The organism is Arsenicicoccus dermatophilus, from assembly GCF_046267915.1.
Lineage (GTDB): Bacteria > Actinomycetota > Actinomycetes > Actinomycetales > Dermatophilaceae > Arsenicicoccus > Arsenicicoccus dermatophilus_A.
In genome coordinates, this window is the sequence record NZ_CP176520.1 from 365,149 (window position 1) to 391,775 (window position 26,627).

Sequence of the window (26,627 nt, forward strand, 5' to 3'; positions counted from 1 at the left end):
CGGGGCTCCTCGTGGGGGCGGGACCGTCCGCCGGACCGGGGCGGTCAGTCCTGCCGGGTGGACCCGTGGGCGTCGTAGCGACCGCCGACGGCGGGGTTGCCGATGTGGGCGGACGGGGTGGCCGCCTCGCCCATCACGTGCAGGCGGGAGTGCTTGCGGGAGTAGGCGAAGTAGATGACGAACCCGATGGCCATCCAGACGAGGAACCGGATCCAGGTCTCCAGCGGCAGGTTGAGCATCAGGTAGAACGACGCGACCGCCGCGAGGTAGGGCAGCACCGGGTTGCCGGGGACCTGGAAGGACCGCTCCAGGTCGGGGCGGCGCTTGCGCAGCACCGGGACCGCGCAGCAGACCAGGACGAAGGCGGACAGGGTGCCGATGTTGACCATCTCCTCCAGCTCGCCGATGGGGGTGAGGGAGGCGACGAGGGCGACGATCAGGCCCAGGACCAGGGTGATCCGCACCGGGGTGCCGGTCCGGGGGTTGGTCTTGCCCCAGGAGGCGGGCAGCAGCCAGTCGCGGCACATCGCGAAGATCACCCGGGTGCCACCGATCATCAGGGTCATCACCACGGTGAACAGACCGGCGACGGCGCCGGCGGAGATGAGCGTGGCGGCCCAGGTCTGCCCGACCGACTCGAAGGCCGAGGCGAGCGCGGCCTTGGGGTTGATCTGGTCGTAGCGGACCATCCCGGTGATGACCAGGGAGACGGCGATGTACAGGATGGTGCAGATGACCAGCGAGCCGATGATGCCGATGGGCAGGTCGCGCTGCGGGTTGCGGGCCTCCTCGGCCGTGGTCGCGACCACGTCGAAGCCGATGTACGCGAAGAACACCAGCGAGGCGCCGGCGAGGATGCCGCCCCAGCCGTAGGTCGTCGGGTTGAGGCCGAAGAGCAGCTGCACGAGCGGAGCCTTCAGGGCACCCGACGTGGCCTCGGTGGCGTGGGCGGGCGGGATGAAGGGGGAGTAGTTGGCGGTGTTGACGAAGCGCAGGCCCATCAGGATCACGAACATGACGATGAACAGCTTGACCGCCACGAAGACCAGGTTGACCCGCATGGACTCCTTGATGCCGTAGGCGATCAGCGCGGTGATCACCATGACGAGCAGGAAGGCGGCCAGGTCGAAGGTGGCGCCCGGGGCCACGGCCTCGGGGAAGGTGATCCCGATGTGCTTGAGGAAGGTCACGAAGTACTGCGACCAGCCCTGGGCGACGACGGAGGCGCCCAGCATCATCTCCAGGAGCAGGTCCCAGCCGATGATCCAGGCGACGATCTCGCCGAGCGTGGCGTAGGAGAAGGTGTAGGCCGAGCCGGACACCGGCACGGTGGAGGCGAACTCGGCGTAGCACAGGGCCGCGAGGCCGCACGCCAGGGCGGCGACCGCGAAGGAGATCACGATGGCCGGCCCGGCGTAGTTGGCCGCGGCGCGGCCGGTCAGGGTGAAGATGCCGGCGCCGATGATCACGCCGATGCCGAAGACCGTCAGGTCCAGGGCCGTGAGGTTCTTCTTGAGGAGGTACTCCTCCTCGGTCGTCTCGGCGATGGACGCCTCGATCGACTTGGTGCGGAACAGGCTCATCCGGTCTCCTTGTGGGGTGTGCGGCGCGGCGTCGAGCCGCAGACCATGTCCGAATGCATGGAGATGCGGCCCACAGCGTGCCTTATCAGGGGGTTCCGAGGAACCCCTATCGCACCGATGAAGCCGCACCGTGACCAGATCGTGCAGAGAGTGTCCGTATGTCGGAACTGCGCACCCGTCCACGCGCCGTCGGTGCGTCGCTGGTGACCAGGTCGCCGGACCACCCACGACTTTCGGACGGCCCGGTCCAGCCGTCATGATGAGGTCATGCACATCCCCGACGGCTTCCTGGACCTGACCACGAGCGCCGGCGCCGCGGTCGTCGCGGCCGGGGCGATCGGCGTGTCCCTGCGCCGGGCCCGCGCCGAGCTAGGGGAGACCGGGCCCGCCCTGGCCGGCCTGGTGGCGTGCTTCGTCTTCGCCGTGCAGATGGTGAACTTCCCGGTCGGGGCCGGCACCAGCGGCCACCTGCTGGGCGGCGCGCTGGCCGCCACCCTCGTCGGCCCCTGGACCGCCACCCTCGTGATGACCGCCGTGCTCCTCGTGCAGGGGCTCGTCTTCGCCGACGGCGGGCTGACCGCCCTCGGGGCCAACATCACCGACATGGGGGTCGTCGGCGTCCTCGTCGGCTACCTCGCGGTCCGGGGGACCCTCGCCGTGCTGCCGCGCCGCCCCTCCAGCGTGGTGCCGGCCGCGGCCGTCGGGGGCTTCCTGTCCGTGCCGGCCGCTGCCCTCGCCTTCACCGGCCTGTACGCCGTCGGCGGGACGGCGCCGGTCCCGCTCGACGCACTCGCCACCGCCATGCTCGGCTGGCACCTGGTCATCGGCATCGGGGAGGCCGTGATCACCGCGGCCGTCGTCGGGGCCGTGGCGGCCTCCCGCCCGGACCTGATCCACGCGGCCCGGCACCTGGCCCCCGAGCTCGTGCTCGTGGACGCCGACGGCACCCGCCACGTCGTCGGGGCCGACGGCCGAGCGGGCGCCACCACCTCCCGACCCCCGCTCGGCGCCCGGACCGCGGCCGCGCTGCTCGCAGCCAGCCTGGCCGTCGGCGGGGGACTCAGCCTGCTGGCCAGCAGCCGCCCCGACGGGCTGGAGTACGTCGGCGAGCGCCTGGGCTTCGGGACCCGGGCGCACGAGTCGGCCGTGGCCGCCTCCCCGCTCGCGGACTACGCCCTGGCCTGGCTGCCCGGCAGCGCCTGGGCCACGGTCCTCGCCGGCGTGATCGGGGTGCTGCTCACCCTCGCCGTCGGCCTGGGTCTCGCCCGGCTCGCCGGGCGGACCGGCGCCGATGCCTGAGGACGGTGCGACGGCGACCGCGCTCGCGGCGCCTCCCGGCGCGGCCGGACCCGGGCCGTCGGACGCGGGGGCGCCGACCGGCATCCGCCGACTGGACCCGGAACCCGTCCGGCTGGACCCGAGCGGGCACGGACACGTCCACGGCGGGGGCGCACCGGAGGAGGGGCTCGTGATCCCCGGCGACTCCCTCGTGCACCGGCTGCCCGCTCAGGTGAAGGTCGTGGCGCTGGTGGCGCTCACCATGGTCGTCGTCACCACCCCGGCGGGCGGCTGGCCGGTCCTCGCGGCCGATGCCCTGCTGCTCGCCGGCGTCGTGGCCCTGGCCCGACTGCCCTGGGGGCACGTCCTGCGGCGGCTGCTCGTCGAGGCCCCCTTCGTGGTCTTCGCGCTGGTGACGCCCTTCGTGGCCACCGGTCCGCGCGTGGCCGTGCTGGGCCTGTCGCTGTCCCGTCCCGGTCTGCTGGCGGGCGGGACCCTGCTCGCCAAGGCCACCCTGGGGGTGCTCGCCGCCGTGATCCTCGCCTCGACGACCTCGCCCCGCGAGATCGTCGCGGGGCTGGACCGGCTGCGGCTGCCCGCGACCTTCGTGGCGATCCTGTCGTTCATGGTGCGCTACCTCGCGGTGGTCTCGGCCGACCTGCACCGGATGCGGGTGGCACGCGAGTCGCGGGGCTGCGCGGGCGGGCGGGCCGGACACCTCGTCGCCGTCGCCGGGGGTGCGGGCGCGTTGTTCGTGCGGTCCTACGAGCGCGGCGAGCGGGTCCACCAGGCCATGCTCGCCCGCGGCTACACCGGCCGTCTGCCCTCCGCCTCCTCCGCCCGCGCCGCCACCGCCGGGGAGTGGCTCCACGGCCTGGCCCTCCCCGCGGCAGCCGCCATACCCCTGCTGACCTGGACGGTGCTGCGATGACCCCACCCGCCCTGGCGGTCTCCCGCCTCGCGTTCGCCTATCCCGACGGACGGCAGGTGCTGTACGGCGTCGACCTCACCGTCGACGCGGGCGAGCGGGTCGCCCTGCTCGGTCCCAACGGCGCCGGCAAGACCACCCTGCTGCTGCACCTCAACGGGACCCTCGGCTCGGTGAGCGGCGGCGTCGGCACCGGCACGATCCTCGTCGCGGGCACCCTCCTGGAGCGCCGCACCCTCGCCGAGGTCCGTCGCCGGGTGGGCGTGGTCTTCCAGGACCCCGACGACCAGCTCTTCATGCCGACGGTCGGCGACGACGTGGCCTTCGGCCCGCACCAGCTCGGCCTGCGCGGGGCGGAGCTCGACGAGCGGGTGCGACGGGCGCTGCACCAGGTGGGTATGACGGACGTCGTCGACCGCCCCCCGCACCACCTGTCCTTCGGCCAGCGTCGCCGCGTGGCCGTCGCCACCGTCCTGGCCATGGAGCCCGACGTGCTGGTCCTCGACGAGCCGAGCTCCAACCTGGACCCGGCGAGCCGACGCGAGCTCGCGCAGGTCCTGACCGAGCTGGACGTCGCGCTGCTGATGGTCACCCACGACCTGCCCTACGCCCTGCAGCTGTGCCCGCGCTCGGTGCTGCTCGACCAGGGCCGGATCGTCGCCGACGGACCCACCCGCGAGGTCCTCGCCGACGAGCAGCTGCTCCACGCCCACCGGCTCGAGCTGCCCTACGGCTTCGACCCGCTGTCGGTGCCGGGCGCGCGCGTCAGGTGAGCGGGTCGTCCCCGCTGCGATAGCTCGTCCTGCCGGTGTCGCGACCGTGCGGGACCTGCTGGACGCCCGGGGTGGACGGCAGCTCCACGGGGAGCGCGTGCTCGGCGGTGCGCACCTCCCGGGAGTCGGCGGCGGAGGTGGCCCGCACCTCGTCGTACCGCTGGGCGAACCGCTCCCAGCTGGACAGCAGGTCCCGGGCCTCCGCGTCGCGGGCCGCGACGACGGGGTCGACCACCGGCAGGTCGGCCGTGTCGTGCCCGTCGCGGGGCGGGCGGGCCCGCCGGGGGACCGACACGAAGCGTCCGCTCATCGGGCCCGGCTCGACGAGGTAGGCGCTCTGCCGGTCGTCGACGCCGTCACCGTCCTCGTCCACCCAGTCCTGGCGTCCCTCCGGGTCGGCCACCGCCACCCGCTCGTCGTCCACCCCGAAGATCTGGGCGCACAGGGCGCGGTAGTTGTCGTCCGGGTCGGGGATGTAGGGGATCGTGGACAGGGCCTGCTGGTTGCCCGCCGACTCCATGACGAAGGTGCCCCAGCCGAGGATCCGTCCGGTGATGGACCGGTGGTAGGACATGTCGGTGACCTTGCTGAGCGGCATCATCGCGACCTTGCGGACGAAGAAGCCGTGCGTGCGCATGATGCGCTTGTCCGTGGCGATGATCCACTGCTGGCGGTAGTCGAAGACGAGGACGGCGGCCCGGGCCACGGCCGCGAACCACACCCACCACAGGACGTCGACGAGGGCCGAGGCCGACCCGGCGACGTTGACGTCCACCGCGACGACCCCGGCGAGGATCGCCAGCGCCGTGACCACCGGCTCGGACACCACGATCGGGTGCTGGTGGATGGCCATCACCAGCTTCTCGCCCTCCAGGACGTACTTCTTGCGGACGGAGGCCGGCAGGGACGGCTCGTCGGTGAGGATCACGGCACCCGCCCCGGGGTCAGTGCTGCAGCAGCGCGTCGAAGAAGCGACCGAGGGACTCGACCGCCTGGACGAGGATGTCCCAGACCGTCCGGACGATCTCGGCGGCCCGATCGGGCGAGACGATGATCGCGTAGACGAGGAACGCCACCAGGATCCACAGCAGGACCTTCTTGGCCTTCGGGTTCACGTGCAGGGCTCCTTGCTGGAGGGTTCGCCTGAGGCATGGGTCGCCGTCAGTCAACCAGTGAGTCGTGCTGTCCGGCGTGTCGGCTCGCCGCGCGCCCAGGTCGAGATTGGGTAACGCCAGGCCGGGCGAGGAGGCGCGGCCCGGCCGACCCGACCGGGCCAGGCTCCCGGCATACCGCCTCAGACCACGCCGTAGAGTCGGTCGCCCGCGTCGCCCAGGCCCGGCACGATGTAGCCGCGCTCGTCCAGGCGCTCGTCGACGCTGCCGACGACGAGGGTCACCGGGATGCCGATGTCCTTGACCGCCTCCTGGACGTTCTCGATGCCCTCGGGGGCCGCGAGCAGGCAGACGGCGGTGATGTCGTCCGCGCCCAGGTCGCGCAGGAACTCGAAGGCCATCACCAGGGTGTGGCCGGTGGCGAGCATCGGGTCGACGACGAAGACCTGGCGGCCCCGCAGCGTCTCGGGCAGACGGTTGGCGTAGGCGCTGACCTGCAGGGTCTCCTCGTCGCGCACCATGCCGAGGAAGCCCACCTCGGCGGACGGCAGCAGGCGGACCATGCCCTCGAGCATCCCGAGGCCGGCGCGCAGGATCGGCACGATCACGGGCTTGGGGTTGGCGAGCTTGACGCCGGTGGTCTCGGCGACCGGCGTGCGGATCTCGAAGGGCTCGGTGCGCACCTCCCGCGTCGCCTCGTACGCCAGCAAGGTGACGAGCTCCTCGGCCAGGCGGCGGAAGGTCGGGCTGTCCGTGCGCTCGTCACGCAGGTAGGTCAGCTTGTGCTTGATGAGCGGGTGGTCTGCCACGTGAACCTGCATGAGGCAAAGTTATCCCGTGACCAGCCCTCGGCCGCCGACCGGCCTGCCGCAGGACGGCTTCCCCGTCGACGAGCGGTGGGCGTCGTGGATGGGGCACGCCCTGGAGCTGGCCCGGTCCTGCGGGGCCGACGTCCCCGTCGGGGCCTGCGTGTATGCCGAGACCGGCGCCCTGCTCGGCACGGGGCGCAACGAGCGCGAGCGCCGGGGCGACCCGACGGCGCACGCGGAGGTGGAGGCGCTGCGGGCGGCCGCCGCGGCGGTCGGGTCCTGGCGGCTGACGGGCTGCACCCTGGTGGTCACGCTGGAGCCGTGCGCCATGTGCGCCGGGGCCCTCGTGGCCGCCCGCGTCGCCCGCGTCGTCTGGGGGGCCTACGACGCGAAGGCCGGGGCCGTCGGCTCGGTGTGGGACCTGGTGCGCGACCGGCGGGCGCTGCACCAGGTCGAGGCCGTCGGCGGGGTGCTGGAGGCCGACTGCTCGCGCGTGCTCTCGAATTTCTTCGGGTCGCGGCGCTCCGTGTAAGGTGTCCGGCGGTGGCGTGTCCGAGCGGCCGAAGGAGTACGCCTCGAAAGCGTATGAGGGTTGACGCCCTCCGTGGGTTCAAATCCCACCGCCACCGCCGGCGAAGACCCCCGACCACGACGTGGTCGGGGGTCTTCTCGTGTGGGTCGCTCGATCCTCCCGGCGGGTGTCCCGCGGGCCGGGGACGCAGGTCGGGGCGTTACCAGCCGGTGGTCAGGATGTGCTCACGCTCCGTTGCTCGCAGTGACGTCTCCTGCGACGGATCGACCGCTGCGGGCGACGCCGTTCCGCTGCTCGCTACTCACGGCCAAGATCGATAGTGCACACGGGTGGACGAACGGGGACGAACAGGTCACGATCTATCTGGTGCGCCATCCCCTGCGCCAGGTGTGACCCACACTCCCCCCGAGAGGCACTCATGTCCACGTCCTTCAGGCTCGCGGCCGCGACCGCGGCAGCTCTCGCGGTGGCCGGCTCGGCCACCCCCGCCCTCGCCCTCCAGAGCGGTGGTGACGGCGGCGGCGTCGCCGCCCAGGCTCGTCCGGTCCGGTCCGGCGACATCCTGCCCGACCGCTACATCGTCATGCTGACCCCGGCCTCGTCCGCCGCCGCCACGATGACGGCCACCCGGTCCGCCGCCACCGTCGCCCGGCGCGCCGGCGTCGTCCCCGACCGGGTGATGACCTCGGTCGGTGCCTTCTCCGCCACCATGACGCCCGAGCAGGCGCGCGCCGTGGCCGCCCAGCCCGGTGTCGCCCGCGTGGTGCCCGACCGGGTCGTGCTCGCCCCCGAGGCTCCCGCGCTCGCGGCCTCGGTCGTCACCGTCACCGACGCCAACCTCCAGCAGGTCGTCGTGGACGCCAGCGCCGGGCGGACCGTCCTGGTCAACGTCGGCGACATCGGCTCGATGGCCTGGCAGCGCGCCGACATGGAGCTGCGCAACCTCAACGTCCAGGACAACGGCAGCTGGACCCTGGCCCGCCTGGTGGACCGCACCGCCCCCCAGGCCGCGGCCACCGTGCGGCAGGCCGCGGGGATCACGGGCACGGCGATCGTGGCCTATCGCGACGGCAAGGTCGTCGGGACCTTCGACATCTCGCGCGCGAGCAGCCGCGCCCTGCGCGCCTGGGTCACCGAGATGACCGGCGGAGTCGCTCCGACGCCTCGCCCCACGCAGAGCCCGGTGCCGCTGCCGACGCAGCAGCCCACCCCGGTCCCGACCGTGACGCCGACCTCGCTGCCCACCGGGTCGCCCACGGCGACGCCCACCCAGCGGCCCACGGCGACGCCGACCAGCACCCCCACGGCGACGCCGACCAGCACCCCCACGGCGACGCCGACCAGCACCCCGACGGCGACGCCCACCCAGCGGCCCACGGCGACGCCCACCCAGCAGCCCACCACGCCGCCGGCCCCCGTGCCGCCCGGCCAGGGTGGCCCGCAGTGGCACCTGGACCGGGTCGACCAGCGGGCCCTGCCCCTGGACGGCAGCTATGCCCCGCTGGGCACCGGCAAGGGGACCCACATCTACGTCATCGACTCCGGCATCACGGCCGACCACGAGGACTTCGGCGGTCGCGTCTCGGACAAGGGCTTCACGGCCATCGACGACGGTCGGGGCACCGGCGACTGCTTCTCCCACGGCACCCACGTCGCGAGCATCGCGGGCGGCACGCAGTACGGCGTGGCCAAGGAGGCGACCCTGCATGCGGTCCGCGTCTACAACTGCAAGGGCGAGGCGAGCATGTCCGGCATGGTCGACGCGGTGAACTGGGTCGTGGCGAACGCCGAGAAGCCCGCCGTCATCAACGCCAGCTGGGGCGGCAGCTACCTGCGCGAGATGGACGTCGCGGTCAAGAAGGCCATGGAGCAGGGCATCACCTTCGCGGCGGCGGCCGGCAACAACGGCAACGACGCGTGCGACTTCTTCCCGGCCAACGTGGACGGCGTCATCACCGTCGGGGCCTCGAGCACCGGGGACAAGATCTCCGGCTTCACCGGTCACGGCAAGTGCATCGACCTGCTGGCCCCCGGCGTCAACATCGTGGCGGCCAAGAACGACACCAAGAACCAGACCACGACCAAGTCCGGCACCTCGATGTCGACGCCGATGGTCGCCGGTGCGGCGGCGATCTACCTCGGTCTGCACCCCCAGGCCAAGCCCGCCGAGGTCCTGGACTGGATGGTCCAGAGCTCGACGAAGGACGTGCTCAAGGGGATCACCGACGCAACGCCGAACCGGCTGCTCTACGTCGGCCGCTGAGGCCGGCCGGACGGCATACCTCGGCCGCTCCTCCCGCACCCGGGTGGGGCGGCCGAGCCGCGTCGTGAGCCGGCGGCGCGGCCCGGCGCGCGCGGTCGGGGCCGGTCTGTGATGGTCTGAGGCCATGACCGTGCGTACCGAGATCGAGGCGGGGGTGGGCCGGCTGCTGCTGGACCGCCCGGACAAGCGCAACGCGATGAGCCTGGCGATGTGGCGAGGGCTCCCGACAGCACTGCGATCGTTGGTCGACGACCCGCAGGTGCGCGTGATCGTGGTGGCGGGGGTCGGTGGTCACTTCTGCGCCGGGGCCGACATCGACGACCTCCTGGCGGGCCCGGACGAGCAGGACCCGATGCGGCCGGTGCGGGAGGCGGACCTGGCTGCGCAGCGGGCCCTGCTGGACTGCCCCAAGCCCACGGTCGCCGTCATCCGGGGCAGCTGCATCGGTGGTGGCCTGGAGATCGCGGTCTCCTGCGACCTGCGCGTGGCCGCGAGCTCGGCCCGGCTCGGGATCACCCCGGCCCGCCTCGGCGTGGCCTACGCACCCACGGGGGTGCGCACCCTGCTCGACCTGGTGGGGCCGGGGGCCACGCGCCGCCTGCTGATGACCGGTGCGCTGATCGGGGCCGAGGAGGCGTTGCGCCTGGGCCTGGTCGAGCACCTCGCGACCGAGGAGGAGCTCGACGGGGTCGTCGCGGCGCTGCTGTCCGACCTGTGCGCCCGCTCGGCCCTCACCGCGGTGGCCGTCAAGGAGACCGTGCGGCTGCTGCTGCAGGGCGAGGACCCCGAACCTGCGGCCCGGGCGCGCTGTCTCGAGACCATCGCCTGCGGCGAGCTGCAGGAGGGGGTGCGGGCCTTCCAGGAGCGACGCCCCCCGCTGTTCCCGTGGCGACACCAGGCGTGAGGGGTGGCGAGCCCCCCTGACCGTCGACGGTGGCACGAGGGGCGTCCCGGTGGGCTCGGGACGTGCGCGCCGGGCGGAGCGGGCGCGGGGGTGGTCACGGGTGGTGATGGCCGACCTAGTCATCCCGGGCTACTCATCGGTATCACGCCAGATTCGCCGTGGTTGTCTCCCCTCTTCAGGTGACTATGGGTAGTCAGTGATCACGATTCACTAGGGACCATGAAGCGACCCTCCGTAACGTCTAGGACACGTTGAGAAGTCAACGTTCGACCCCCGCCGCCGAGGGCCGACCCCCGACCGGTGAGGATCCCGTCCCCATGCGCTCGCCCCGCTCCGCCTTCGTGATCACCAGCCTCGCCGCCTCCCTGGCGGCCGGGCTCGCCCCGACGGTGGCTGCGCACGCCGCTCCCGCCGCCACGCCGGGCCCCACCGTCGGGGACGTCACGGGCGGTGACTCGGCCCCCGTCGACCCGGCCCCGGTCGACCTCGCCCCCGCGGTCCGGGTGCCCACCAGCCCCGCCGTGGCACCGGCCGCGGGCGCCGCGCTCACGGTGCCCGCCCCCTCCGTCACGGCCCCGGCCGCCGCGGTCGCCGCGCCGGCCCTGTCGACGGGTGCCCCCACCGTCGGCGTGGTCACCACCACCGTGGTCGCCGGCAAGCCCCGGCTCAGCACCACGACCGTCCCGGCCAGGCAGGCGATGGCTGCCGTCGACAGGGCGCAGGACACCCCCGGCGCCGTGGCCGTCTCCGTCGACACCCCGGTCAAGACGACGGCCTACAACGACCCGCTGCGCTCCCACAAGTGGGACCTGACCATGCTCGGCGGCGAGACCTTCCACTCGCGCGTCAGCACGACGGGGGTGACCGTCGCCGTCATCGATACCGGCGTGCAGGCCTCGCACCCGGACCTCAGGGGCACGGTGCTGCCCGGCGTGGAGTACGTGTCCGGCCGGTCCACGATCACCGGGAACGGCCAGGTCGACCCGCAGGGCCACGGCACCCACGTCGCGGGCATCGTCGCGGCGACGGCCAACAACGCCACGGGCGTCGCCGGCCTGGCCCCCGGGGCGCGCATCCTGCCGGTTCGCGTGCTCAGGAGCGACGGCGTCGGGTGGTCCTCCGACGTGGCACGAGGGATCGTGTGGGCGACCGACCACGGCGCCAAGGTCATCAACATGTCCCTCGGCGGGGCCTACGACGCCAACGTCGAGAAGGCCGTGCAGTACGCCGTCAGCAGGTCCGTGGTCGTGGTCGCCGCCGGCGGCAACGAGCGCCAGGAGGGCAACCCGGTCACCTACCCCGCCAACTACGCGGGCGTGATCGGGGTCGCGGCGGTGGACCGCTACCGCCGCGCTGCGAGCTTCTCCAACACCGGTCGCTACGTCGACGTCGCCGCACCCGGCGTCGGCATCATGTCGACCTATCGGACCGGCACGTCGTACGGCTCCTACGTCCCCATGAGCGGCACCTCGATGGCCACCCCCCAGATCGCTGCGGTCGCGGCCGGTCTCAAGGCCGTTCGTCCCACCCTGACCTCCGCGGGCGTGCAGGGCGTCCTCGCGGCCACCGCCACGGACCTCGGTGTCGTCGGCCGCGACGACGTCTACGGCGCCGGCCTGGTCAACCCCAACCGGGCCCTGTGCTACCTCGGTGCCTGCCCGGCGGCCTTCGCCTGGTCCACCCCCTCGTGGACCCCCGTCGCCGGAACCACCGCCCCCGCCACCGTCACCCTGCGCACCGCCAACGGCGGCGCCATCGCCCAGGCCCCGGTCTCGGTCTGCTACCGGTACGTCGACGCGGCCACCCCCTCCTGCTACGCCAAGACCTCGGACGCGGCCGGTCGGATCGACGCCACCTTCGCCGCCCGCAGGATCACGGCGGTCACGGTGCGGTACGCGGGCAGCTCCGTGGCCCGGGCCGCGAGCTCCGTCGTGACCTTCCGGACGGCATACAACCTCGAGGCCTGGGCGGGCACCCGCTCGGTCTCGGCGGTCGTCTGGCCCCGCCAGACCACCGTCGACCTGATGCGCTACGACACCACCGCCCGTGCGTGGTCGCTCTCGCGGCGCCTGACCACCACGCCCTCCGGCTCCGTGACCGCCACGGGCGTGACCCCTGGCACCTATCGGGTCACCGTGCCCGGTTCGGCGATCCTCGCCGCCACCTCCACCGGCTCGGTGGTGGTGCGCTGACGCGCGACAGGCGGGTCCGCGGCCGCGCTCCCGGGCCGGCCGCGGCGCGAGCGGGACGTCCCGGACGAAGGGGCGGCCCGCCTCGTCCTACCCCCGGGCAGGATCAGGGGCGGCGCAGCGGCGGCAGCGGCTCGCCGATCGGGGTGCCGGGGGAGTCCAGGTTGAGCACCCGGGCGTGCAGGTGCGGACGTTGCTGCAGAGCGGCCCGCAGCGCGCGGTGCAGCCCGTCCTCGAGATAGCTCTCGCCGTGCCAGTGCACGACGTGGGCGAAAAGGTCGCCGTAGAACGTCGAGTCCTGCGACAGCAGCTGGTGCAGGTCCAGGGTGCTCCGCGTGGTCACGAGCTGGTCGAGGCGCACGAGGGTCGGGGGGATCCGCGCCCAGTCGCGCGGCGCGGTGACGCCGTGCTCGGGATACGGCCGGTCCTCGCCCACGCGCCTGAAGATCACGCGAGCACTCTAGGCCCCCTGCCTGCGGCTGCGCCGGGAGCCAGCCGACGAGCCCGTGCGGAGGTGCTGACGTGACGCAGCCGCGCGTCTAGAGTCACCACCGTGACCGACAGCACCGCACAGATCGACGTCATCCGCCAGGGCTATGCCTTCGACGGGGCCGCCCTGGAGCTCGGCGCCGCCGTGGCCGACGGCCAGGCCCACCCCGACGCCCCCGTCCGCATCCCCCTGTCGGTGATGAACCGGCACGGCCTGGTCGCGGGCGCCACCGGCACCGGCAAGACCAAGACCCTGCAGCTCCTGGCCGAGCAGCTGTCCCACCGCGGGGTGCCGGTCTTCGTCGCCGACATCAAGGGTGACCTGTCCGGGCTGGCCACGGCCGGTCAGGGCGGCGACAAGGTGCAGGCGCGCGCGACCGAGGTCGGCCAGACCTGGGAGGGGGCGGGCTTCCCGACGCAGCTGTTCTCCCTCGGCGGCCAGGGCACGGGGATCCCGCTGCGCGCGTCGGTGACGTCCTTCGGGCCGACGCTGCTGGCCAAGGTGCTGGGCCTGAACGCCACCCAGGAGTCCAGCCTCGGGCTGATCTTCCACTACGCCGACTCCCAGGGGCTGCTCCTCGACGACCTCAAGGACCTGCGCGAGGTCATCACCCATCTCACCAGCGACGAGGGCAAGGCCGAGCTCAAGGCCGTGGGCGGGCTGTCGACGGCGACCGCCGGGGTGATCCTGCGCGAGCTGGTGACCCTCCAGAACCAGGGCGCCGACGCGTTCTTCGGGCTGCCCGAGTGCGACACCACCGACTTCCTGCAGGTCGCCGCGGACGGGCGCGGGACGATCTCCTGCCTGGAGCTGCCGGCGGTGCAGGACCGCCCGCAGCTGTTCTCGACCTTTCTGATGTGGCTGCTGGCCGACCTCTTCCACGACCTGCCCGAGGTCGGCGACCTCGACAAGCCCAAGCTGGTGTTCTTCTTCGACGAGGCGCACCTGCTGTTCGAGGGCGCGTCCAAGGCCTTCCTCGCGTCCATCGAGCAGACCGTCCGCCTCATCCGCTCCAAGGGCGTCGGCGTCTTCTTCGTCACCCAGACGCCCAAGGACGTGCCCCCGGGCGTCCTCGGCCAGCTCGGCAACCGGGTGCAGCACGCGCTGCGCGCCTTCACCCCCGACGACGCCAAGGCGCTCAGGGCCGCGGTCAAGACCTATCCGAGGTCCGGCTACGACCTGGAGCAGCTGCTCACCCAGCTCGGCACCGGCGAGGCGATCGTGACGGTGCTGTCCGAGACCGGCGCGCCGACCCCGGTGGCGTGGACCCGGATGCGGGCGCCGCAGTCGCTCATGGGCCCGAGCGACCCGGCGACGCTGGACCAGCTCGTCGCGGCCTCGCCCCTGGCGGGGAAGTACGTCCAGGCGCAGGACCGCGAGTCGGCGTACGAGAAGCTCACGGCGCAGCAGCCAGCCGCGCCCGCGCCGGAGGCGAAGGCTGCGGAGGGCAAGCCCGAGGCCAGGCAGGAGAGCCTGAAGGAGGACCCGGGCATCTTCGAGCAGGTCGTGCAGTCCTCGGCCTTCAAGTCGTTGATGCGCTCCGCCGGCACCCAGATCGGCCGCGAGATCACCCGGTCGATCTTCGGGACCGCCCGCCGTCGCTGAGGTCTCGCTCGCGCTCGAACGCCTGGATCCCCGCACCTGTTGCTCGGTGCGGGGATCCGCGCCGTTCCCGACCTCGAGGGCGCCGTCGGCGGCATACCTCACCTGTGACCGCGGGATGGGTGAACTCCCGCTGACGGGCAGGTGGCCGGCGGATTGGGACCCAGGGCCCGGATCCGGTAAGGTCTCCGGCGGAGGATTCGCATAGTGGCCTAGTGCGCACGATTGGAAATCGTGTTGGGATAAAACCCTCGGGGGTTCAAATCCCCCATCCTCCGCCACGAGCGAGGCCCCGCACCACGGTGCGGGGCCTCGCTGCATGTCCGGGTGCTGTCCGCGCCCGTCTGCGCAGCGCCACCTGCCTCGTGTGGAGGGAACGGGTGGCCGGCGTGACCCCGCTGTACTGCTGTACCTAGTACAAGGAGTGCAGGAGGTGTCATGGAGATCGAGATCGACCCGCTCTCGGCCACGCCGATCTATCAGCAGATCCGTGACCAGGTCGTCGAGGCGATCGGCTCCGGCCGGCTGCGTCGGGGGGACGCGCTGGCCTCGGTGCGTTCCGTGGCGGGCGCCTTCGGCATCAACCCGGCGACCGTGGCCAAGGCCTACGACCTGCTCCGCTCCGAGGGGCTGGTCGCCACCAACGCCAAGTCCGGGACCTTCGTGGCCCGAGACGTCACCATGACGACACCTTCCGAGGCCTTCGTCGAGGACTGGACCGCCCGGCCGCACACCCTGCTCGCCGAGGGCCGCGCCCAGGGCCTCACCGGCGATCGGGTGCTCGGGCTGACCACCGCCACCACTCGCAAGCTCGCCGTCGACGATCCCGTCGACACCCGTCCGTCGGTCTAGGAGGCCGCCATGCTGTGGTCCGCACTGCTCGTCGTCCTCATGGTCGGGGTCGTGCTGGCCCTGACCCCGCGCCTCTTGCGCCGGGCCGTCCCGCTGGGGGTGTCGGTCCCCGCCGAGCGCGTGGCCGACCCTGCGGTCGTGGCAGCCCTCGCGGGATACCGCCGTTCGGTCCTGGTCGGTGCGGTGGCCGTGCTGGGCCTGACCGTCGCGTTGGAGCAGGTTCGGGAGTCGGCGGGCCTCGCAGCAGGACCGCTGCTCATGCTGCTTCCGGGTCTGGTCGCGGTGGTCTGGCACCGCCGGCCGATCATCGCGGCCAAGCAGGAGCAGCAGTGGTATGCCGGGCTCCCGGTGCGGCTGACGGCCAACGTCACCCCAGAGCGTCCGGCCAGGGTGGGGTGGGCATGGCACGCGGGCGCGCTGCTCGTATCGGGCGGCGGACTGGCGTACGGCGCGGCGGTCGTCGACCGGCTGCCCGACCCTTTCCCCGTGCACACGGGGCCGGACGGCATGCCGGACGAGTGGGGACCGCGCACCTACCTGAACGTCCTCTCCGGCCAGCTCCTCGCCGTCGCCATGGTGCTGTTCCTCGCCGGGGTCGCCTGGGCGATGTCGCGCGCCCCGGTCCAGGTGCGCCCCGACGGCGACGTCGAGGGATCGCGTCGGCGTGCGGTCCGGATGCAGCAACTGGTCCAGTCGATGATGGGGCTGATCAACCTGGTGACCGCCGTCGGGGTCACCGCCTTGGAGGCAGCGACCTGGAACGCCTGGCAGGGGCAGGCCATGCAGCTGGTGCTCGGCGCCTTCGTCGTCAGCACGCTGCTCCCCGCGGTGGTGCTGGTGGCCCGTGCCTCCGCGATCGAGCAGGACCAGGCGCTGGAGGACCTCAGGCAGGCCAAGGCGGCGCGGGCGCGCGGCGAGCGGGTCGGGGCCGACTCGCCCGACGACGACCGGCTGTGGCGGCGGGGTGTCGTCTACGACAACCCCGACGACCCGCGCACCTTCGTCCCGAAACGGGTGGGCCTCGGCTCGTCGGTCAACCTCGCCACCCCTCTCGGCAAGGTCTTCCACGCCGTCGCGGTGCTGCTGGTGCTGGGCTCGGTCGTCCTGCCCTTCGTCCTGGGGTGACCGGCCGGTCTGTCGCCGGAGCGTCGGGCCGATGCGGGGGCGCCCCGGCGACCACGTCGCGGAGGCATCAGGCGGACGCGGTCACCGGCACGGCATACGTCGTGGTGCGCGCGCGCAGCGGCCGTCCGATGCCGTCGGTGATCTCCCGGAGCTCCGCGACCGTCTTGGCCGACCCGTGCTCGGAGCCGGCCATGCGGCTGATGGTCTCCTCCATCAGGGTGCCGCCGAGGTCGTCGGCGCCGCCGGTGAGCATGAGCCGGGTGCCGTCGACGCCGAGCTTGACCCACGACGTCTGCACGTGGTCGACGCGGCCGTGCAGCAGGATCCGGGCGACGGCGTGCACGGCGCGGTTGTCGCGCAGGGTCGGCCCGGGGCGGGCGATCCCGGCGAGATAGACCGGCGCGTTGGTGTGCACGAACGGCAGCGGCACGAACTCCGTGAACCCGCCCGTGCGGTCCTGCAGGGACGCGAGGGTGCGCAGGTGCCCGACCCAGTGCCGGGGATGGTCGACGTGGCCGTACATCATCGTCGAGGAGCTGGGGATCCCGAGCTCGTGGGCGGTCTGGACGATCTCGAGCCACTGGGCGGCAGGCAGCTTGCCCTTGGTGAGCACCCAGCGGACCTCGTCGTCGAGGATCTCGGCCGCGGTGCCGGGGATCGAGTCGAGCCCGGCGTCCTTGACCTCCTGCAGCCAGGCGCGGGGCGACTGCCCGGCCTTGGCGGCGGCGGTGGCGATCTCCATGGGGGAGAAGGCGTGCACGTGGATGTCGGGGGCGGCGACCTTGACGGCGCGCACGATCGCGGCGTAGTCGCCGGGCCGCAGGTCGGGGCTGATCCCACCCTGCAGGCACACCTCGGTGGCGCCCAGGGCCGCGGCCTCGCTCACCCGCTGCGCGATGTCGTCCAGGCTGAGCGTGAACGCGTCGGCGTCGGTCCTGCGCTGGGCGAACGCGCAGAACCGGCACCCGACGTAGCAGACGTTGGTGAAGTTGATGTTGCGGTTGACGACGTAGGTGACCGGGTCGCCCACCACTTGTCGGCGCAGGTCGTCCGCGAGGCGGGTGACCTGCTCGAGGTCGTCGCCGTCACAGGTCAGCAGCGCGAGGTAGTCCTCGTCGGACAGGCCGGCCGGGTCCGCCTCGGCGCGGGCGAGCGCGGCCCGCGCCTCGCTGGGGCGGCTGACCTGCGGGTCGTATGCCGGGGAAGCAGCCTCACCACCTGCGTCGCGGACCCCCGGGTGGTCGCCCGCGGCCGTCACCGGGTGCCCGGCCGCGGCCGCCCGCTCGCCGACGGCCGCCCAGTCGCCGTACACCTCGTCGAAGTCGCCGCGGCGGTCCCCGGTGCGACCGGTGGTGTCGACGGACAGGTGCAGGTCGGTGCGCCCGCTGCTGACCAGTCCGCTGCCGACGGAGCGGTCGTCGCCGAGCCGGCCCGCGCTGCCGCCCGCGAGGCCGCCGTCCGGCTCCTGCCAGGTCAGGCCCCGGGGCCGGGCGTCCTCCCGGGCCAGGCCGGTGGTCTCGTCGGCGAGGGCCCGCACGTGCGGGTGCAGCCGCGGGTCGAGCCATAGCCGGTCCTGCTGCAGGGCGCCGCGGACATAGCGGGGATGCGCGGTCAGGCGCTCGCGCAGCCGCAGCCCGGCCCGCTCGGTGGCGGCGCGGAGCACCTCGACCCCGGGCCAGGGCCGCTCGGGGTTGACGTGGTCGGGGGTGACGGGGGAGACCCCTCCCCAGTCGTCCACCCCGGCGGCGAGCAGCCGCTCGCAGTCGGCGATCCCGGTGAGGTTGGGCGGCGCCTGCACCGTGGTGGCGGGGCCGAGCAGCAGCCGGGCCACGGCGATGGTGGCGAGATGGTCCTCCAGGCCGGCGTCCGGCGCCGACCGCATGGCGGTGTCCTCCTTGGCCCGGAAGTTCTGGACGATCACCTCCTGCACGTGGTGGTGCTCGCGGGCCAGGCGCCGGATCGCCAGGATCGACTCGACCCGGTCCGCGGGCGTCTCGCCGATGCCCACGAGGATGCCGGTGGTGAAGGGGATGCCGATGCGGCCGGCGTCCTCGATCACCCGCAGCCGCACGGCCGGGTCCTTGTCCGGGGAGCCGAAGTGCGGGCCGCCCGGCTCGGTCAGGGCCGTCGCCGTGGACTCCAGCATCAGCCCCATCGACGGGGCGACCGGCCGCAGCCGCTGCAGCTCCGACCAGGACATGACGCCGGGGTTGAGGTGCGGGAGCAGCCCGGTCTCCTCCAGCACCGCGATCGCCATGGCCCGCAGGTAGGCGAGGGTGTCGTCGTAACCCTTGCTGTCCAGCCACCGCCGGGCCGCGGGCCAGCGTTCCTCGGGCCGGTCCCCGAGGGTGAACAACGCCTCCTTGCAGCCCTGCTCGGCGCCCTGACGGGCGACGGCGAGGACCTCGTCGGGGGAGAGGTAGGGCGCCTCGACCCGCCCCGGTGTCGTCGCGAAGGTGCAGTAGTGGCACCGGTCGCGGCACAGCCGGGTGAGCGGGACGAAGACCTTGCGGGACCAGGTGACGGTGGCCGGGCGCCCGGCCTGCTCCATGGCCGCGTCGCGCACCCGGGTAGCCGCGGCGCACAGCGTCTCCAGGTCGGCTCCGCGCGCGCCGAGCAGCACCTCCGCCTCGGCGGCGTCCAGGGCCTTGCCGTCGCGGGCCCGGGCGAGGGCTCGTCGCATCGCGTGCTCCGTCATGGGGCGCAGGGTATGCCGGACGGCCGACATACCCCTCGGACCGATCACGACGCAGCGATGATTGGGACCGGACGGCCCGGCTGTCCTACGATGAGGGTCGGCCCCCCGCGTGGTGGTACCTCTCCCAACTCCCCCAGGGCAGGAATGCAGCAAGGGTAAGAGAGCTCTTCCAGGTGCGCGGGGGGTCTTTTGCCGCCCGGGCGAGGATGCGCGCGGCACGGCGCGGGGAGCGCATCCGGTGCCCCGCAGGACCCTTCGCGCGGCGTGCCGCGCACCCTGGCGCGGCACGCCGCGACGCCGTACCCCTTGTCGGACCTGGCGGCTAGGGTCGGTCCCGTGAGCACAGCCCTCTACCGCCGCTACCGTCCCGAGACGTATGCCGATGTCATCGGGCAGGAGCACGTGACCGAGCCGTTGAGGCAGGCCCTGCGCAACGGCCGCATCAACCACGCCTACCTGTTCAGCGGTCCGCGAGGGTGCGGCAAGACCACCTCGGCGCGGATCCTGGCGCGCTGCCTCAACTGCGAGCAGGGGCCCACGGACACCCCCTGCGGCGAGTGCGAGTCGTGCGTGGCCCTGGCGCGCGGGGGCGCGGGCTCGGTCGACGTCATCGAGATCGACGCGGCCTCCCACGGCGGCGTGGACGACGCCCGCGACCTGCGGGAGAAGGCCGCCTACGGGCCGGCCCGCTCGCGCTACAAGATCTACATCATCGACGAGGCGCACATGGTGACGCCGCAGGGCTTCAACGCGCTGCTCAAGATCGTCGAGGAGCCGCCCGAGCACGTGAAGTTCGTCTTCGCGACCACCGAGCCGGAGAAGGTCATCGGCACGATCCGCTCGCGCACCCACCACTACCCCTTCCGGCTGGTGCCACCCGCCCGCCTGACCGACTACCTCCAGCAGCTGTGCGACGCCGAGGGTGTGCAGGTGGCGCCCGGCGTCCTGTCCTTCGTGGTGCGCGCGGGGGGCGGCTCGGTGCGTGACTCGTTGTCGGTCCTGGACCAGCTCATGGCGGGAGCGGACGAGGAGGGGCTGACCTACGAGCGGGCCGCGGCCCTGCTGGGCTTCACCGAGGTCGAGCTGCTCGACGCCACCGTGGACGCGCTCGCCGCCGTGGACGGGGCCGCGGTCTTCCGCCAGGTCGACCGGGTCATCGAGTCCGGCCAGGACCCGCGCCGCTTCCTGGAGGACCTGCTCGAGCGGCTGCGCGACCTGATCGTGGTGCTCGCCACCGAGGACGGCGCCGCCGCGGTGCTGCGCGGGGTGCCCGAGGACCAGCTGGAGCGGATGCGCGGGCAGGCCGGGGCGTTCGGTGCCGGGGGTCTGGCGCGGGCCGCGGACGTGGTCAACACCGGGCTGACCGCGATGACCGGCACCACCTCCCCCCGCCTGCAGCTCGAGCTGATCTGCGCCCGGCTGCTGCTGCCCGGCGCGGTGGGGGAGCAGGGCTACGCCGCCCGGCTCGACCGGCTCGAGCGGCGGATGGAGCTCGGTGCTGCGGGCAGTGCTCCGGCGTATGCCGGAAGCCACGCCACCGCCGCGCCGCCGTCCCCGGGCGCCGTGGCCCCGGACTTCGCCCCCGCCGCCGCCGGTGCGGCGCCCACGCGCGAGGGACAGGTGGACGACGTCCACGAGCGGGCGGCCCGGCAGGCAGCCCGGCCCACCCACGGCGCTCTCGACCCCCAGGAGGGCCCGGTGCCGGCGGCGGGCGGGCCCGGTCCGGTGGAGCGGGAGGCGGTGCAGCAGCGCGGCATCGACGAGCGGGCCGCGCGCCCTGACGCCCGGGCCGCCGCCCCTGGTGGTGCCCCCGACTCAGGTGCCACCCACGGTGGCCCGGCGCGAGCCGGGGACGTCGACGGCTCGGCTCCCCATCCAGGGGCGCCTGCCCAGGCGCCCACGCAGGCCCCGAGGCAGCACCCCCCGGCCGGACCCGCGGCATCGGCCCCAGGTGGACCCGCGGCATCGGCCCCAGGTGGACCCGCGGCGCAGCCCCCCGGCCGACCAGCGGCGTCTCCCCCGGCAGGTGCGCCGGCCCCGGGCGGGGTCGACGCGGACATGCTCCGGCGGGCCTGGCCCGACGTCCTGGCCAGGGTGTTCAAGGAGAAGCGCGTGACCTGGACGATGCTCTCCGAGCACGCCCAGATCCTCGACTTCGACGGGGGTACGGTCCGGCTCGGGATCAACAACCCCGGAGTGGCCCGCAACTTCTCGACCAGCAAGGTCCACCCCGAGGTGGTCCGTCAGGCCCTCATCGACGTGCTCGGGGTGGATGCCAGGATCGAGGGCGTCCCGCTCGCCTCCCACGCCGCCGAGGCCCCCCGACAGCCGGCCCACCCCGCGGCCCACCCCGCGGTCCAGCCCCGGCCGGGCGGGAGCCAGGGTGGCGGCAACGGCCCCCAGGAGTCCACCGGGGCCGCCGCCCCTGAATCCTCCGGCCCTGGGGCTCCCGGCCCCGGGGCCACCGACGGCACGGCGGGCCACCCCGTCGCGGGCGGCTCCGTCAGGACCGGGTCGGGCGCCGGCGACCCCGGGCCCGGCGGACCCACGCCGGACGGCCGCGAGGCCCCGGGTCGCGTGCGGGACGGCAGCGGGGTCATGGCGCACCCGCGGGACGGGCGCGAGCCCGAGGGGCACGCGCCCGGCGACGACGGGCCGTCCGTGCCGCTCACCCCGTCGGGCGAGGACCGGGCGGGCGACGTCGCGGTGCCGCGCGGCCAGGCGCCGGCCCGGGCACGAGCTGCGCAGGCCGGGCCCGTGGGCGGGCCGGGTCGGACCGCGCCCTCCCAGGCGATGCGCGACGCCCTCGGGATGACCGACGTCGGGGATGGTGGCTCCGGGGAAGGGTGGGACGCCGACGCTCCTGCGCCCGACTGGGCGGCCCCCGCCCCGGCCGGTCCCGAGCGGGCAGCCGGTCCCGAGCGGGCACCCCGCCCCGAGGGCACGGCAGGTCCGGAGGGGACGACTCGTGGCGGGCCGGCTCCGGACACGGCCTCCCCTATGTCCGCCACGGACACGGCCCCTCGGCCCGCCGCGCCCCTGCGCGCGGGTGACCCCGCGGCGCCCACCGGCATACCTCGGCAGAGCAGCACCGCGCAGCCGCCGACGGGGGACGTCCCCTGGCCGCGCGACGAGGACGAGCCCGTCGACGAGGAGTCGGTGCCGCCCGAGGACGACGGGCTGTCGCCCTTCCAGCGGGCGATGCGGCGCACCCGGGCGGAGGCCCCACGGGCGCAGGTCCGGCACGTGGTGTCCGACGACGACGTCTCCCAGGACGACGAGTCGATCGACGAGGGCGGCTCGGCAGGACCGGCCGTGATCGCTAGTGTCCTCGGGGGCACGATCATCTCGGACACCCAGCGCTGACGCGCCCGGGTCGCCTGCCCGACCCTTCGCCCTGCCTCGCCCCACCGACGCCTCGAGGTCGCCATGCTCTACCGGATCGTCCACTCCGTCCTGAAGCCCCTGTCGTTCGCGATCTACCGCCCGACCGTCGAGGGCATCGAGAACGTCCCGGTGACCGGTGCGGTGATCCTCGCGAGCAACCACCTGTCGTTCATCGACAGCGTGGTGATCCCGCTGGCGTCGCCGCGGCAGGTGGGCTTCCTCGCCAAGGCGGAGTACTTCACCGGCACGAGCCTGGGCGGGCGTCTGCGCAAGGAGTTCTTCGAGGCCGTCGGCGCGATCCCCGTCGACCGGGACTCGCCGCGCGCGGCCCAGGACTCCCTGGCCGCGCAGCTCGCCGTCCTGCGCGCGGGCGGCGCCACCGGCATCTATCCCGAGGGCACGCGCTCGCGCGACGGGCGGTTGTACGCCGGCCGCACCGGGGTCGCCTGGTTGGCCCTGGAGGCGCAGTGCCCGATCGTGCCGGTCGGGCTGCTCGGCACCCAGGACATCCAGCCGGTGGACGCGCGCTTCCCCCGGCTCGCGGACGTGACCGTGCGGTTCGGCAAGCCCGTCCAGGTGGTGGGCCGCTTCGACGGCGTGCCCGCGGCCAAGGCCCGCCGCCAGATCACCGACGAGGTGATGGCGGCGATCCATGCGCTGACCGGCCAGGAGCTGGCCGGTGTGGTCAACGACCGCTCGGCGTCCGCCTGAGCCCGTGGCCCGCCGCGCCCGCCTGAGCCCCGGTCTCGCCGGAGCCAGGCGCGCGGAGCCGAGGTCAGCGGTCGGCGTCGACCTCGTCGCGCCAGCGCACCCACGCCGCCATGTGACTCAGGTCGTGGTCGGGGCCGCTGACGCCCATCGTGGAGGCCATCGCGCCGAGGTCCAGCAACGGGCGACCCTCCTCCTCCGGGGCCAGCGGCTCGCGTCCCTCGCGGCCGCGACCACCCACGCCGCACGAGATCTCGATCTCCTGCGGGTCGCGGCCCACGGTCGCGCAGTGCCGGCGCAGCACCTCGATCTTGTGGGCGAGCTCCTCGCCGGCCGTGAACGAGTACCACACCTGGGCGTGCTCGGCCACGATGCGCAGGGTCTTGCCCTCGCCGCCGCCGCCGACCAGCAGCGGGATCGGGTCCTGGACGGGCCTCGGGTTGAGCCTGCTCCACCGGTCCTTGATGCGCGGCACGGCCGCCGCGAGCGAGACGCACGCGCGAGGTCTGCTCGGCCCAGGCTGCGAGCATGGTCCAGCACTCGAGGTAGGCGCCGTCGGGGTCGCCGTACAACGGGTAGAAGTGGTCCCAGTTGTAGATCACGTCCACGCCCAGGTCCTCCGCGCGGCGTGCGGCGTCCCGGATCTGGGCGTAGGTCGCGTGCTGGGGCTGGAGCTGGACGCCGATGGTGACGGGTCGCGTGGGGGTCGTCATACCGCCGAGCCTGACCCAGGTGAGCGGTGGTCGCCTGTCGCCGAGGGGGTATGTCGGTGGCAGGCCCTAGGGTGCAGGGTGTGTACGAAGGCGCGGTGCAGGACCTCATCGACGAGCTCGGACGACTCCCCGGGGTCGGGCCGAAGTCTGCCCAGCGCATCGCGTTCCACGTCCTGCAGTCCGAGCAGGCCGACGTGCAGCGGCTGGTCCAGGCGCTGGAGCAGGTCAAGGCCAAGGTGCGCTTCTGCGTGGTCTGCGGCAACGTCGCCGAGGCCGAGCAGTGCCGGATCTGTCTCGACCCGCGCCGCGACCCGGGGCTCATCTGCGTCGTCGAGGAGCCCAAGGACGTCGTCGCCATCGAGCGCACGCGCGAGTTCCGGGGGCGCTACCACGTGCTCGGTGGCGCGATCAGCCCCATCGACGGGGTGGGCCCGGACGACCTGCGGATCACCGAGCTGATGGCGCGGCTGGGCAGCACCGAGATCACCGAGATCATCATCGCCACCGACCCCAACCTCGAGGGCGAGGCCACCGCCAGCTACCTCGCCCGGCTGCTGGGCCCCCTGGGGCTCACGGTCTCTCGCCTCGCGAGCGGCCTTCCGGTCGGGGGAGACTTGGAGTACGCCGACGAAGTGACGCTCGGAAGGGCGTTCGAGGGCAGGAGGATGCTCAATGTCTGACCCGACCATGGCCGACGATCTCGCCGGGGTGGAGCGACAGACGGCGCACGACGTGCGCGCCTTCTGCGACATGGTGACCGACGTCGCCCGGGGCGACGCCCCCGACTCGGCGATCCCCTTCCTGCTCCTGGGACTCTCCCAGATCCTGATGACCGGCGCCCGACTCGGCGCGATCCAGGACGTGGTCCCGGCGGAGAAGTTCGAGGCAGACCCGGGCGAGGACGCCGACCTGGACCCCATCCGGGCCGGGCTGGCCACGCTCTTCGACGGGCTGGACGACTACGCCGACGTGGTCGACCCGGTCACCACGGGCGAGCTGGCCTCCGGGTCGCTGTCCAACGACCTGGCCACGATCTGCGTGGACCTGGTCCACGGCCTGCGCCACCACGACGCCGGCCGACTGACCGAGGCGCTGTGGTGGTGGCAGTTCTCCTACCTCTCGTCCTGGGGCGACCGGGCCGCGGCGGCGCTGCGGGTGCTGCAGTCGATCCTCGCGCACATCCGTCTGGACGCCGACGAGGAGACCGTGGCCGAGGCGGAGTTCGACGCCCTGCACACCTGACGCCCCCGCCCGGCGGCGCACCCCTGACGCCCCTCGCCGGTCCGTGGGGTGGACCCGTCCTCGCCGGTGCCGGGTCAGCCCAGGCCGGTCGCCAGCAGCCGGACTGCGGTCGCGACCCCGTCCTCCAGCCGCAGGGTCGCGGCGAGCGCGGCGGCCGCGCGGCGGTGGTGCGGCAACCCGGTGGCGCGGATGCCCACCGCCAGACGGTCCGCCGTGAGCGCGCGGCGCGGCACCGGCTGCGGGCCGACCCCGAGCTCGTGGACCCGGCGTCCCCAGTAGGGCTGGTCGCCCATGTGCGGGACGACGAGCTGCGGCACCCCTGCGTGCAGCGCTGCCGCCGTGGTGCCTGCGCCTCCGTGACCGACCACGGCGGCGCACCGAGGCAGCAGCCAGGCGTGCGGCGCCCGGTCCACGACGAGCACGTCGTCGCGGGTCTGGGCCGGGAGATGAGGTGCGGGATCGAGGTCGGCGTGCCCGCGCAGCACCACCGCACGCACCCCGGCGCGGGTGATCGCCTCGGCGACGAGCCGTGAGTCCTGCTCAGGGGCCGCGGTGCTCATGGACCCGAAACCGACGTAGACGGGCGGCGGCCCGGCCGTGACGAAGTCGGTCAGCACGGGGTCCGGGGTTCGTTCCTCGGCCGGGCGGTCCTCGTCGGCCAGGCGCCAGTAGCCCGTTGTGGTCACCGGCATCGGCCAGTCCGGCGCGGGCGGGACGACCTGCGGGCTGGCCGCGAGGAGCACCGGCGTGCTGCGGATGTCCTGGGCCAGCTGCCAGGGCGTGGGCCGAGGCAGCCCGAGTCGTCGTCGCAGCTCGGCGCCCACGGGGGCGACGACCGGGTGGACGGCGGTCGCGGTGAGGGACCCGGCGACCAGGTTGACCAGCGACCGACGTCGCGGCCGGACGGCATACACGTAGGACGAGCCGAGCCGGCTCTGCAGGACCGGCGCGAACAGCGCGATGGCGTGCCGGACCCTGGTGGCGCGGGCGAGCGACCAGCACGCGTCGAAGCTCAGGGTGCTGGAGACCACCAGGTCGTGGCCGGGCGCCGCGGCGAGCAGGGTCGTCACCAGCGGGTCGGCCGACAGCTCGCTGACCTGGCGCATGAGGCGCAGCTCACCCACCGTCGTGGTGCTGGCCCCGCCGAGCCACCGCCGGCCGAGGTCGGTGCGCACCAGCTCCGCCACCGAGACGGGGAACTGCGCGTGGCCGAGCCCCAGCCCGCGGATCCACTCGGCGAAGTCCTGGGTGGCGGCGACGGTCACCTCGTGGCCGGCGGCGCGCAGTCCCAGGCCCAGCGCGACGAAGGGCTGGACGTCGCCGCGCGAGCCCCAGGCGACGAGAAGGATGCGCATGACGTCAGCCTAGGCACCGGACCCGCTCCCGCAGCCCCTGCAGACCTACCGCCGGTAGTCGGATCCGCCTGCTCACGTTGCCCA

22 protein-coding genes, 2 tRNA genes, 1 other RNA gene and 1 pseudogene are annotated in these 26,627 nt (G+C 73.8%); 17 read left to right on the forward strand and 9 right to left on the reverse strand.

Annotated features, from left to right (window positions below; translation table 11 throughout):
- Window positions 1-44: 44 nt before the first annotated feature.
- Window positions 45-1,583, reverse strand: coding sequence for an amino acid permease (locus ACK2IS_RS02040; protein WP_409484501.1), 1,539 nt, complete (start codon window positions 1,581-1,583; stop codon window positions 45-47).
- A gap of 267 nt (window positions 1,584-1,850) precedes the next feature.
- Here ACK2IS_RS02040 and ACK2IS_RS02045 point away from each other — a divergent pair, with 267 nt between their 5' ends.
- The 3 genes from ACK2IS_RS02045 to ACK2IS_RS02055 are packed head-to-tail and all read left to right on the forward strand — an operon-like array spanning window position 1,851 to window position 4,562.
- Window positions 1,851-2,882, forward strand: a complete 1,032-nt coding sequence (locus ACK2IS_RS02045) for an energy-coupling factor ABC transporter permease (RefSeq protein WP_409484502.1) — start codon at window positions 1,851-1,853, stop codon at window positions 2,880-2,882.
- On the forward strand, window positions 2,875-3,792 hold the full coding sequence (gene cbiQ / locus ACK2IS_RS02050) for a cobalt ECF transporter T component CbiQ (RefSeq protein WP_409484503.1): 918 nt from the start codon (window positions 2,875-2,877) through the stop codon (window positions 3,790-3,792). The genes ACK2IS_RS02045 and cbiQ overlap by 8 nt, the downstream gene beginning before the upstream one ends.
- On the forward strand, window positions 3,789-4,562 hold the full coding sequence (locus ACK2IS_RS02055; protein WP_409484504.1) for an energy-coupling factor ABC transporter ATP-binding protein: 774 nt from the start codon (window positions 3,789-3,791) through the stop codon (window positions 4,560-4,562). The genes cbiQ and ACK2IS_RS02055 overlap by 4 nt, the downstream gene beginning before the upstream one ends.
- On the opposite strand, the gene ACK2IS_RS02060 is transcribed toward ACK2IS_RS02055, so the two are convergent.
- From ACK2IS_RS02060 to upp, 3 genes are all read right to left on the reverse strand, one after another.
- The gene (locus tag ACK2IS_RS02060) at window positions 4,555-5,490 is read right to left on the reverse strand and encodes a PH domain-containing protein (protein WP_409484505.1); all 936 of its coding nucleotides are present in this window, start codon (window positions 5,488-5,490) and stop codon (window positions 4,555-4,557) included. The genes ACK2IS_RS02055 and ACK2IS_RS02060 overlap by 8 nt on opposite strands.
- Before the next feature lie 16 nt (window positions 5,491-5,506).
- Window positions 5,507-5,677 (reverse strand): hypothetical protein, encoded by a 171-nt coding sequence (locus tag ACK2IS_RS02065; RefSeq protein ID WP_409484506.1) that lies wholly within the window; start codon window positions 5,675-5,677, stop codon window positions 5,507-5,509.
- 179 nt (window positions 5,678-5,856) lie between these two features.
- On the reverse strand, window positions 5,857-6,495 hold the full coding sequence (upp, locus tag ACK2IS_RS02070; RefSeq protein ID WP_409484507.1) for a uracil phosphoribosyltransferase: 639 nt from the start codon (window positions 6,493-6,495) through the stop codon (window positions 5,857-5,859).
- A 16-nt stretch (window positions 6,496-6,511) separates the two neighbouring features.
- Between upp and ACK2IS_RS02075 the strand changes: the two genes are divergently transcribed.
- From ACK2IS_RS02075 to ACK2IS_RS02095, 5 genes are all read left to right on the forward strand, one after another.
- Window positions 6,512-7,015: a nucleoside deaminase gene (locus ACK2IS_RS02075; protein ID WP_409484508.1), complete on the forward strand. Its 504-nt coding sequence runs from the start codon at window positions 6,512-6,514 to the stop codon at window positions 7,013-7,015.
- A 10-nt stretch (window positions 7,016-7,025) separates the two neighbouring features.
- Window positions 7,026-7,112, forward strand: a tRNA-Ser gene (locus ACK2IS_RS02080).
- A 321-nt stretch (window positions 7,113-7,433) separates the two neighbouring features.
- Window positions 7,434-9,278 (forward strand): S8 family serine peptidase, encoded by a 1,845-nt coding sequence (locus ACK2IS_RS02085; RefSeq protein ID WP_409484509.1) that lies wholly within the window; start codon window positions 7,434-7,436, stop codon window positions 9,276-9,278.
- A 124-nt stretch (window positions 9,279-9,402) separates the two neighbouring features.
- Window positions 9,403-10,182, forward strand: coding sequence for an enoyl-CoA hydratase/isomerase family protein (locus ACK2IS_RS02090; RefSeq protein ID WP_409484510.1), 780 nt, complete (start codon window positions 9,403-9,405; stop codon window positions 10,180-10,182).
- Window positions 10,183-10,499: 317 nt separating this feature from the next.
- Entirely contained in the window at window positions 10,500-12,374 is a 1,875-nt protein-coding gene (locus ACK2IS_RS02095; protein WP_409484511.1) for a S8 family serine peptidase, read from the forward strand.
- 103 nt (window positions 12,375-12,477) lie between these two features.
- Here ACK2IS_RS02095 and ACK2IS_RS02100 read toward each other — a convergent pair whose 3' ends face one another.
- Complete coding sequence (locus ACK2IS_RS02100) at window positions 12,478-12,822, reverse strand: type II toxin-antitoxin system VapB family antitoxin (protein ID WP_409484512.1); 345 nt, start codon at window positions 12,820-12,822, stop codon at window positions 12,478-12,480.
- Between the two features lie 102 nt (window positions 12,823-12,924).
- Between ACK2IS_RS02100 and ACK2IS_RS02105 the strand changes: the two genes are divergently transcribed.
- The 4 genes from ACK2IS_RS02105 to ACK2IS_RS02120 all read left to right on the forward strand — a co-directional run bounded on the left by ACK2IS_RS02105 (window position 12,925) and on the right by ACK2IS_RS02120 (window position 16,440).
- On the forward strand, window positions 12,925-14,466 hold the full coding sequence (locus ACK2IS_RS02105) for a helicase HerA-like domain-containing protein (protein WP_409484513.1): 1,542 nt from the start codon (window positions 12,925-12,927) through the stop codon (window positions 14,464-14,466).
- Window positions 14,467-14,656: 190 nt separating this feature from the next.
- A tRNA-Ser gene (locus ACK2IS_RS02110) sits at window positions 14,657-14,744 on the forward strand.
- A 157-nt stretch (window positions 14,745-14,901) separates the two neighbouring features.
- Entirely contained in the window at window positions 14,902-15,315 is a 414-nt protein-coding gene (locus tag ACK2IS_RS02115) for a GntR family transcriptional regulator (protein ID WP_409484514.1), read from the forward strand.
- 9 nt (window positions 15,316-15,324) lie between these two features.
- Window positions 15,325-16,440 carry a DUF5808 domain-containing protein gene (locus tag ACK2IS_RS02120; protein WP_409484515.1) on the forward strand — a complete coding sequence of 372 codons (1,116 nt, stop codon included), beginning with the start codon at window positions 15,325-15,327 and terminating at the stop codon, window positions 16,438-16,440.
- A 67-nt stretch (window positions 16,441-16,507) separates the two neighbouring features.
- On the opposite strand, the gene ACK2IS_RS02125 is transcribed toward ACK2IS_RS02120, so the two are convergent.
- A complete protein-coding gene (locus tag ACK2IS_RS02125) occupies window positions 16,508-19,138 on the reverse strand; it encodes a bifunctional FO biosynthesis protein CofGH (RefSeq protein ID WP_409484516.1) in 2,631 nt (876 codons plus the stop codon).
- A 96-nt stretch (window positions 19,139-19,234) separates the two neighbouring features.
- On the opposite strand from ACK2IS_RS02125, the gene ffs reads away from it, so the two are divergent.
- The 3 genes from ffs to ACK2IS_RS02140 all read left to right on the forward strand — a co-directional run bounded on the left by ffs (window position 19,235) and on the right by ACK2IS_RS02140 (window position 23,236).
- Window positions 19,235-19,331, forward strand: an RNA gene (gene ffs / locus ACK2IS_RS02130) — signal recognition particle sRNA small type.
- Window positions 19,332-19,474: 143 nt separating this feature from the next.
- A complete protein-coding gene (locus ACK2IS_RS02135) occupies window positions 19,475-22,504 on the forward strand; it encodes a DNA polymerase III subunit gamma and tau (RefSeq protein WP_409484517.1) in 3,030 nt (1,009 codons plus the stop codon).
- A 63-nt stretch (window positions 22,505-22,567) separates the two neighbouring features.
- On the forward strand, window positions 22,568-23,236 hold the full coding sequence (locus ACK2IS_RS02140) for a lysophospholipid acyltransferase family protein (RefSeq protein WP_409484518.1): 669 nt from the start codon (window positions 22,568-22,570) through the stop codon (window positions 23,234-23,236).
- Between the two features lie 64 nt (window positions 23,237-23,300).
- Here the strand turns inward: ACK2IS_RS02140 and ACK2IS_RS02145 are convergent, their stop codons facing one another.
- Complete coding sequence (locus tag ACK2IS_RS02145) at window positions 23,301-23,708, reverse strand: LLM class flavin-dependent oxidoreductase (protein WP_409484519.1); 408 nt, start codon at window positions 23,706-23,708, stop codon at window positions 23,301-23,303.
- Window positions 23,709-23,736: 28 nt separating this feature from the next.
- Window positions 23,737-23,946 (reverse strand): annotated as a pseudogene (locus ACK2IS_RS02150) (LLM class F420-dependent oxidoreductase); the annotation flags it as partial.
- An 80-nt stretch (window positions 23,947-24,026) separates the two neighbouring features.
- Here ACK2IS_RS02150 and recR point away from each other — a divergent pair.
- Window positions 24,027-24,626: a recombination mediator RecR gene (gene recR / locus ACK2IS_RS02155; protein WP_409484520.1), complete on the forward strand. Its 600-nt coding sequence runs from the start codon at window positions 24,027-24,029 to the stop codon at window positions 24,624-24,626.
- On the forward strand, window positions 24,619-25,188 hold the full coding sequence (locus tag ACK2IS_RS02160; RefSeq protein WP_409484521.1) for a DUF5063 domain-containing protein: 570 nt from the start codon (window positions 24,619-24,621) through the stop codon (window positions 25,186-25,188). Before recR ends, ACK2IS_RS02160 begins: the two co-directional genes overlap by 8 nt.
- A 74-nt stretch (window positions 25,189-25,262) precedes the next feature.
- Here the strand turns inward: ACK2IS_RS02160 and ACK2IS_RS02165 are convergent, their stop codons facing one another.
- A complete protein-coding gene (locus ACK2IS_RS02165; RefSeq protein WP_409484522.1) occupies window positions 25,263-26,543 on the reverse strand; it encodes a glycosyltransferase in 1,281 nt (426 codons plus the stop codon).
- Between the last annotated feature and the right edge of the window lie 84 nt (window positions 26,544-26,627).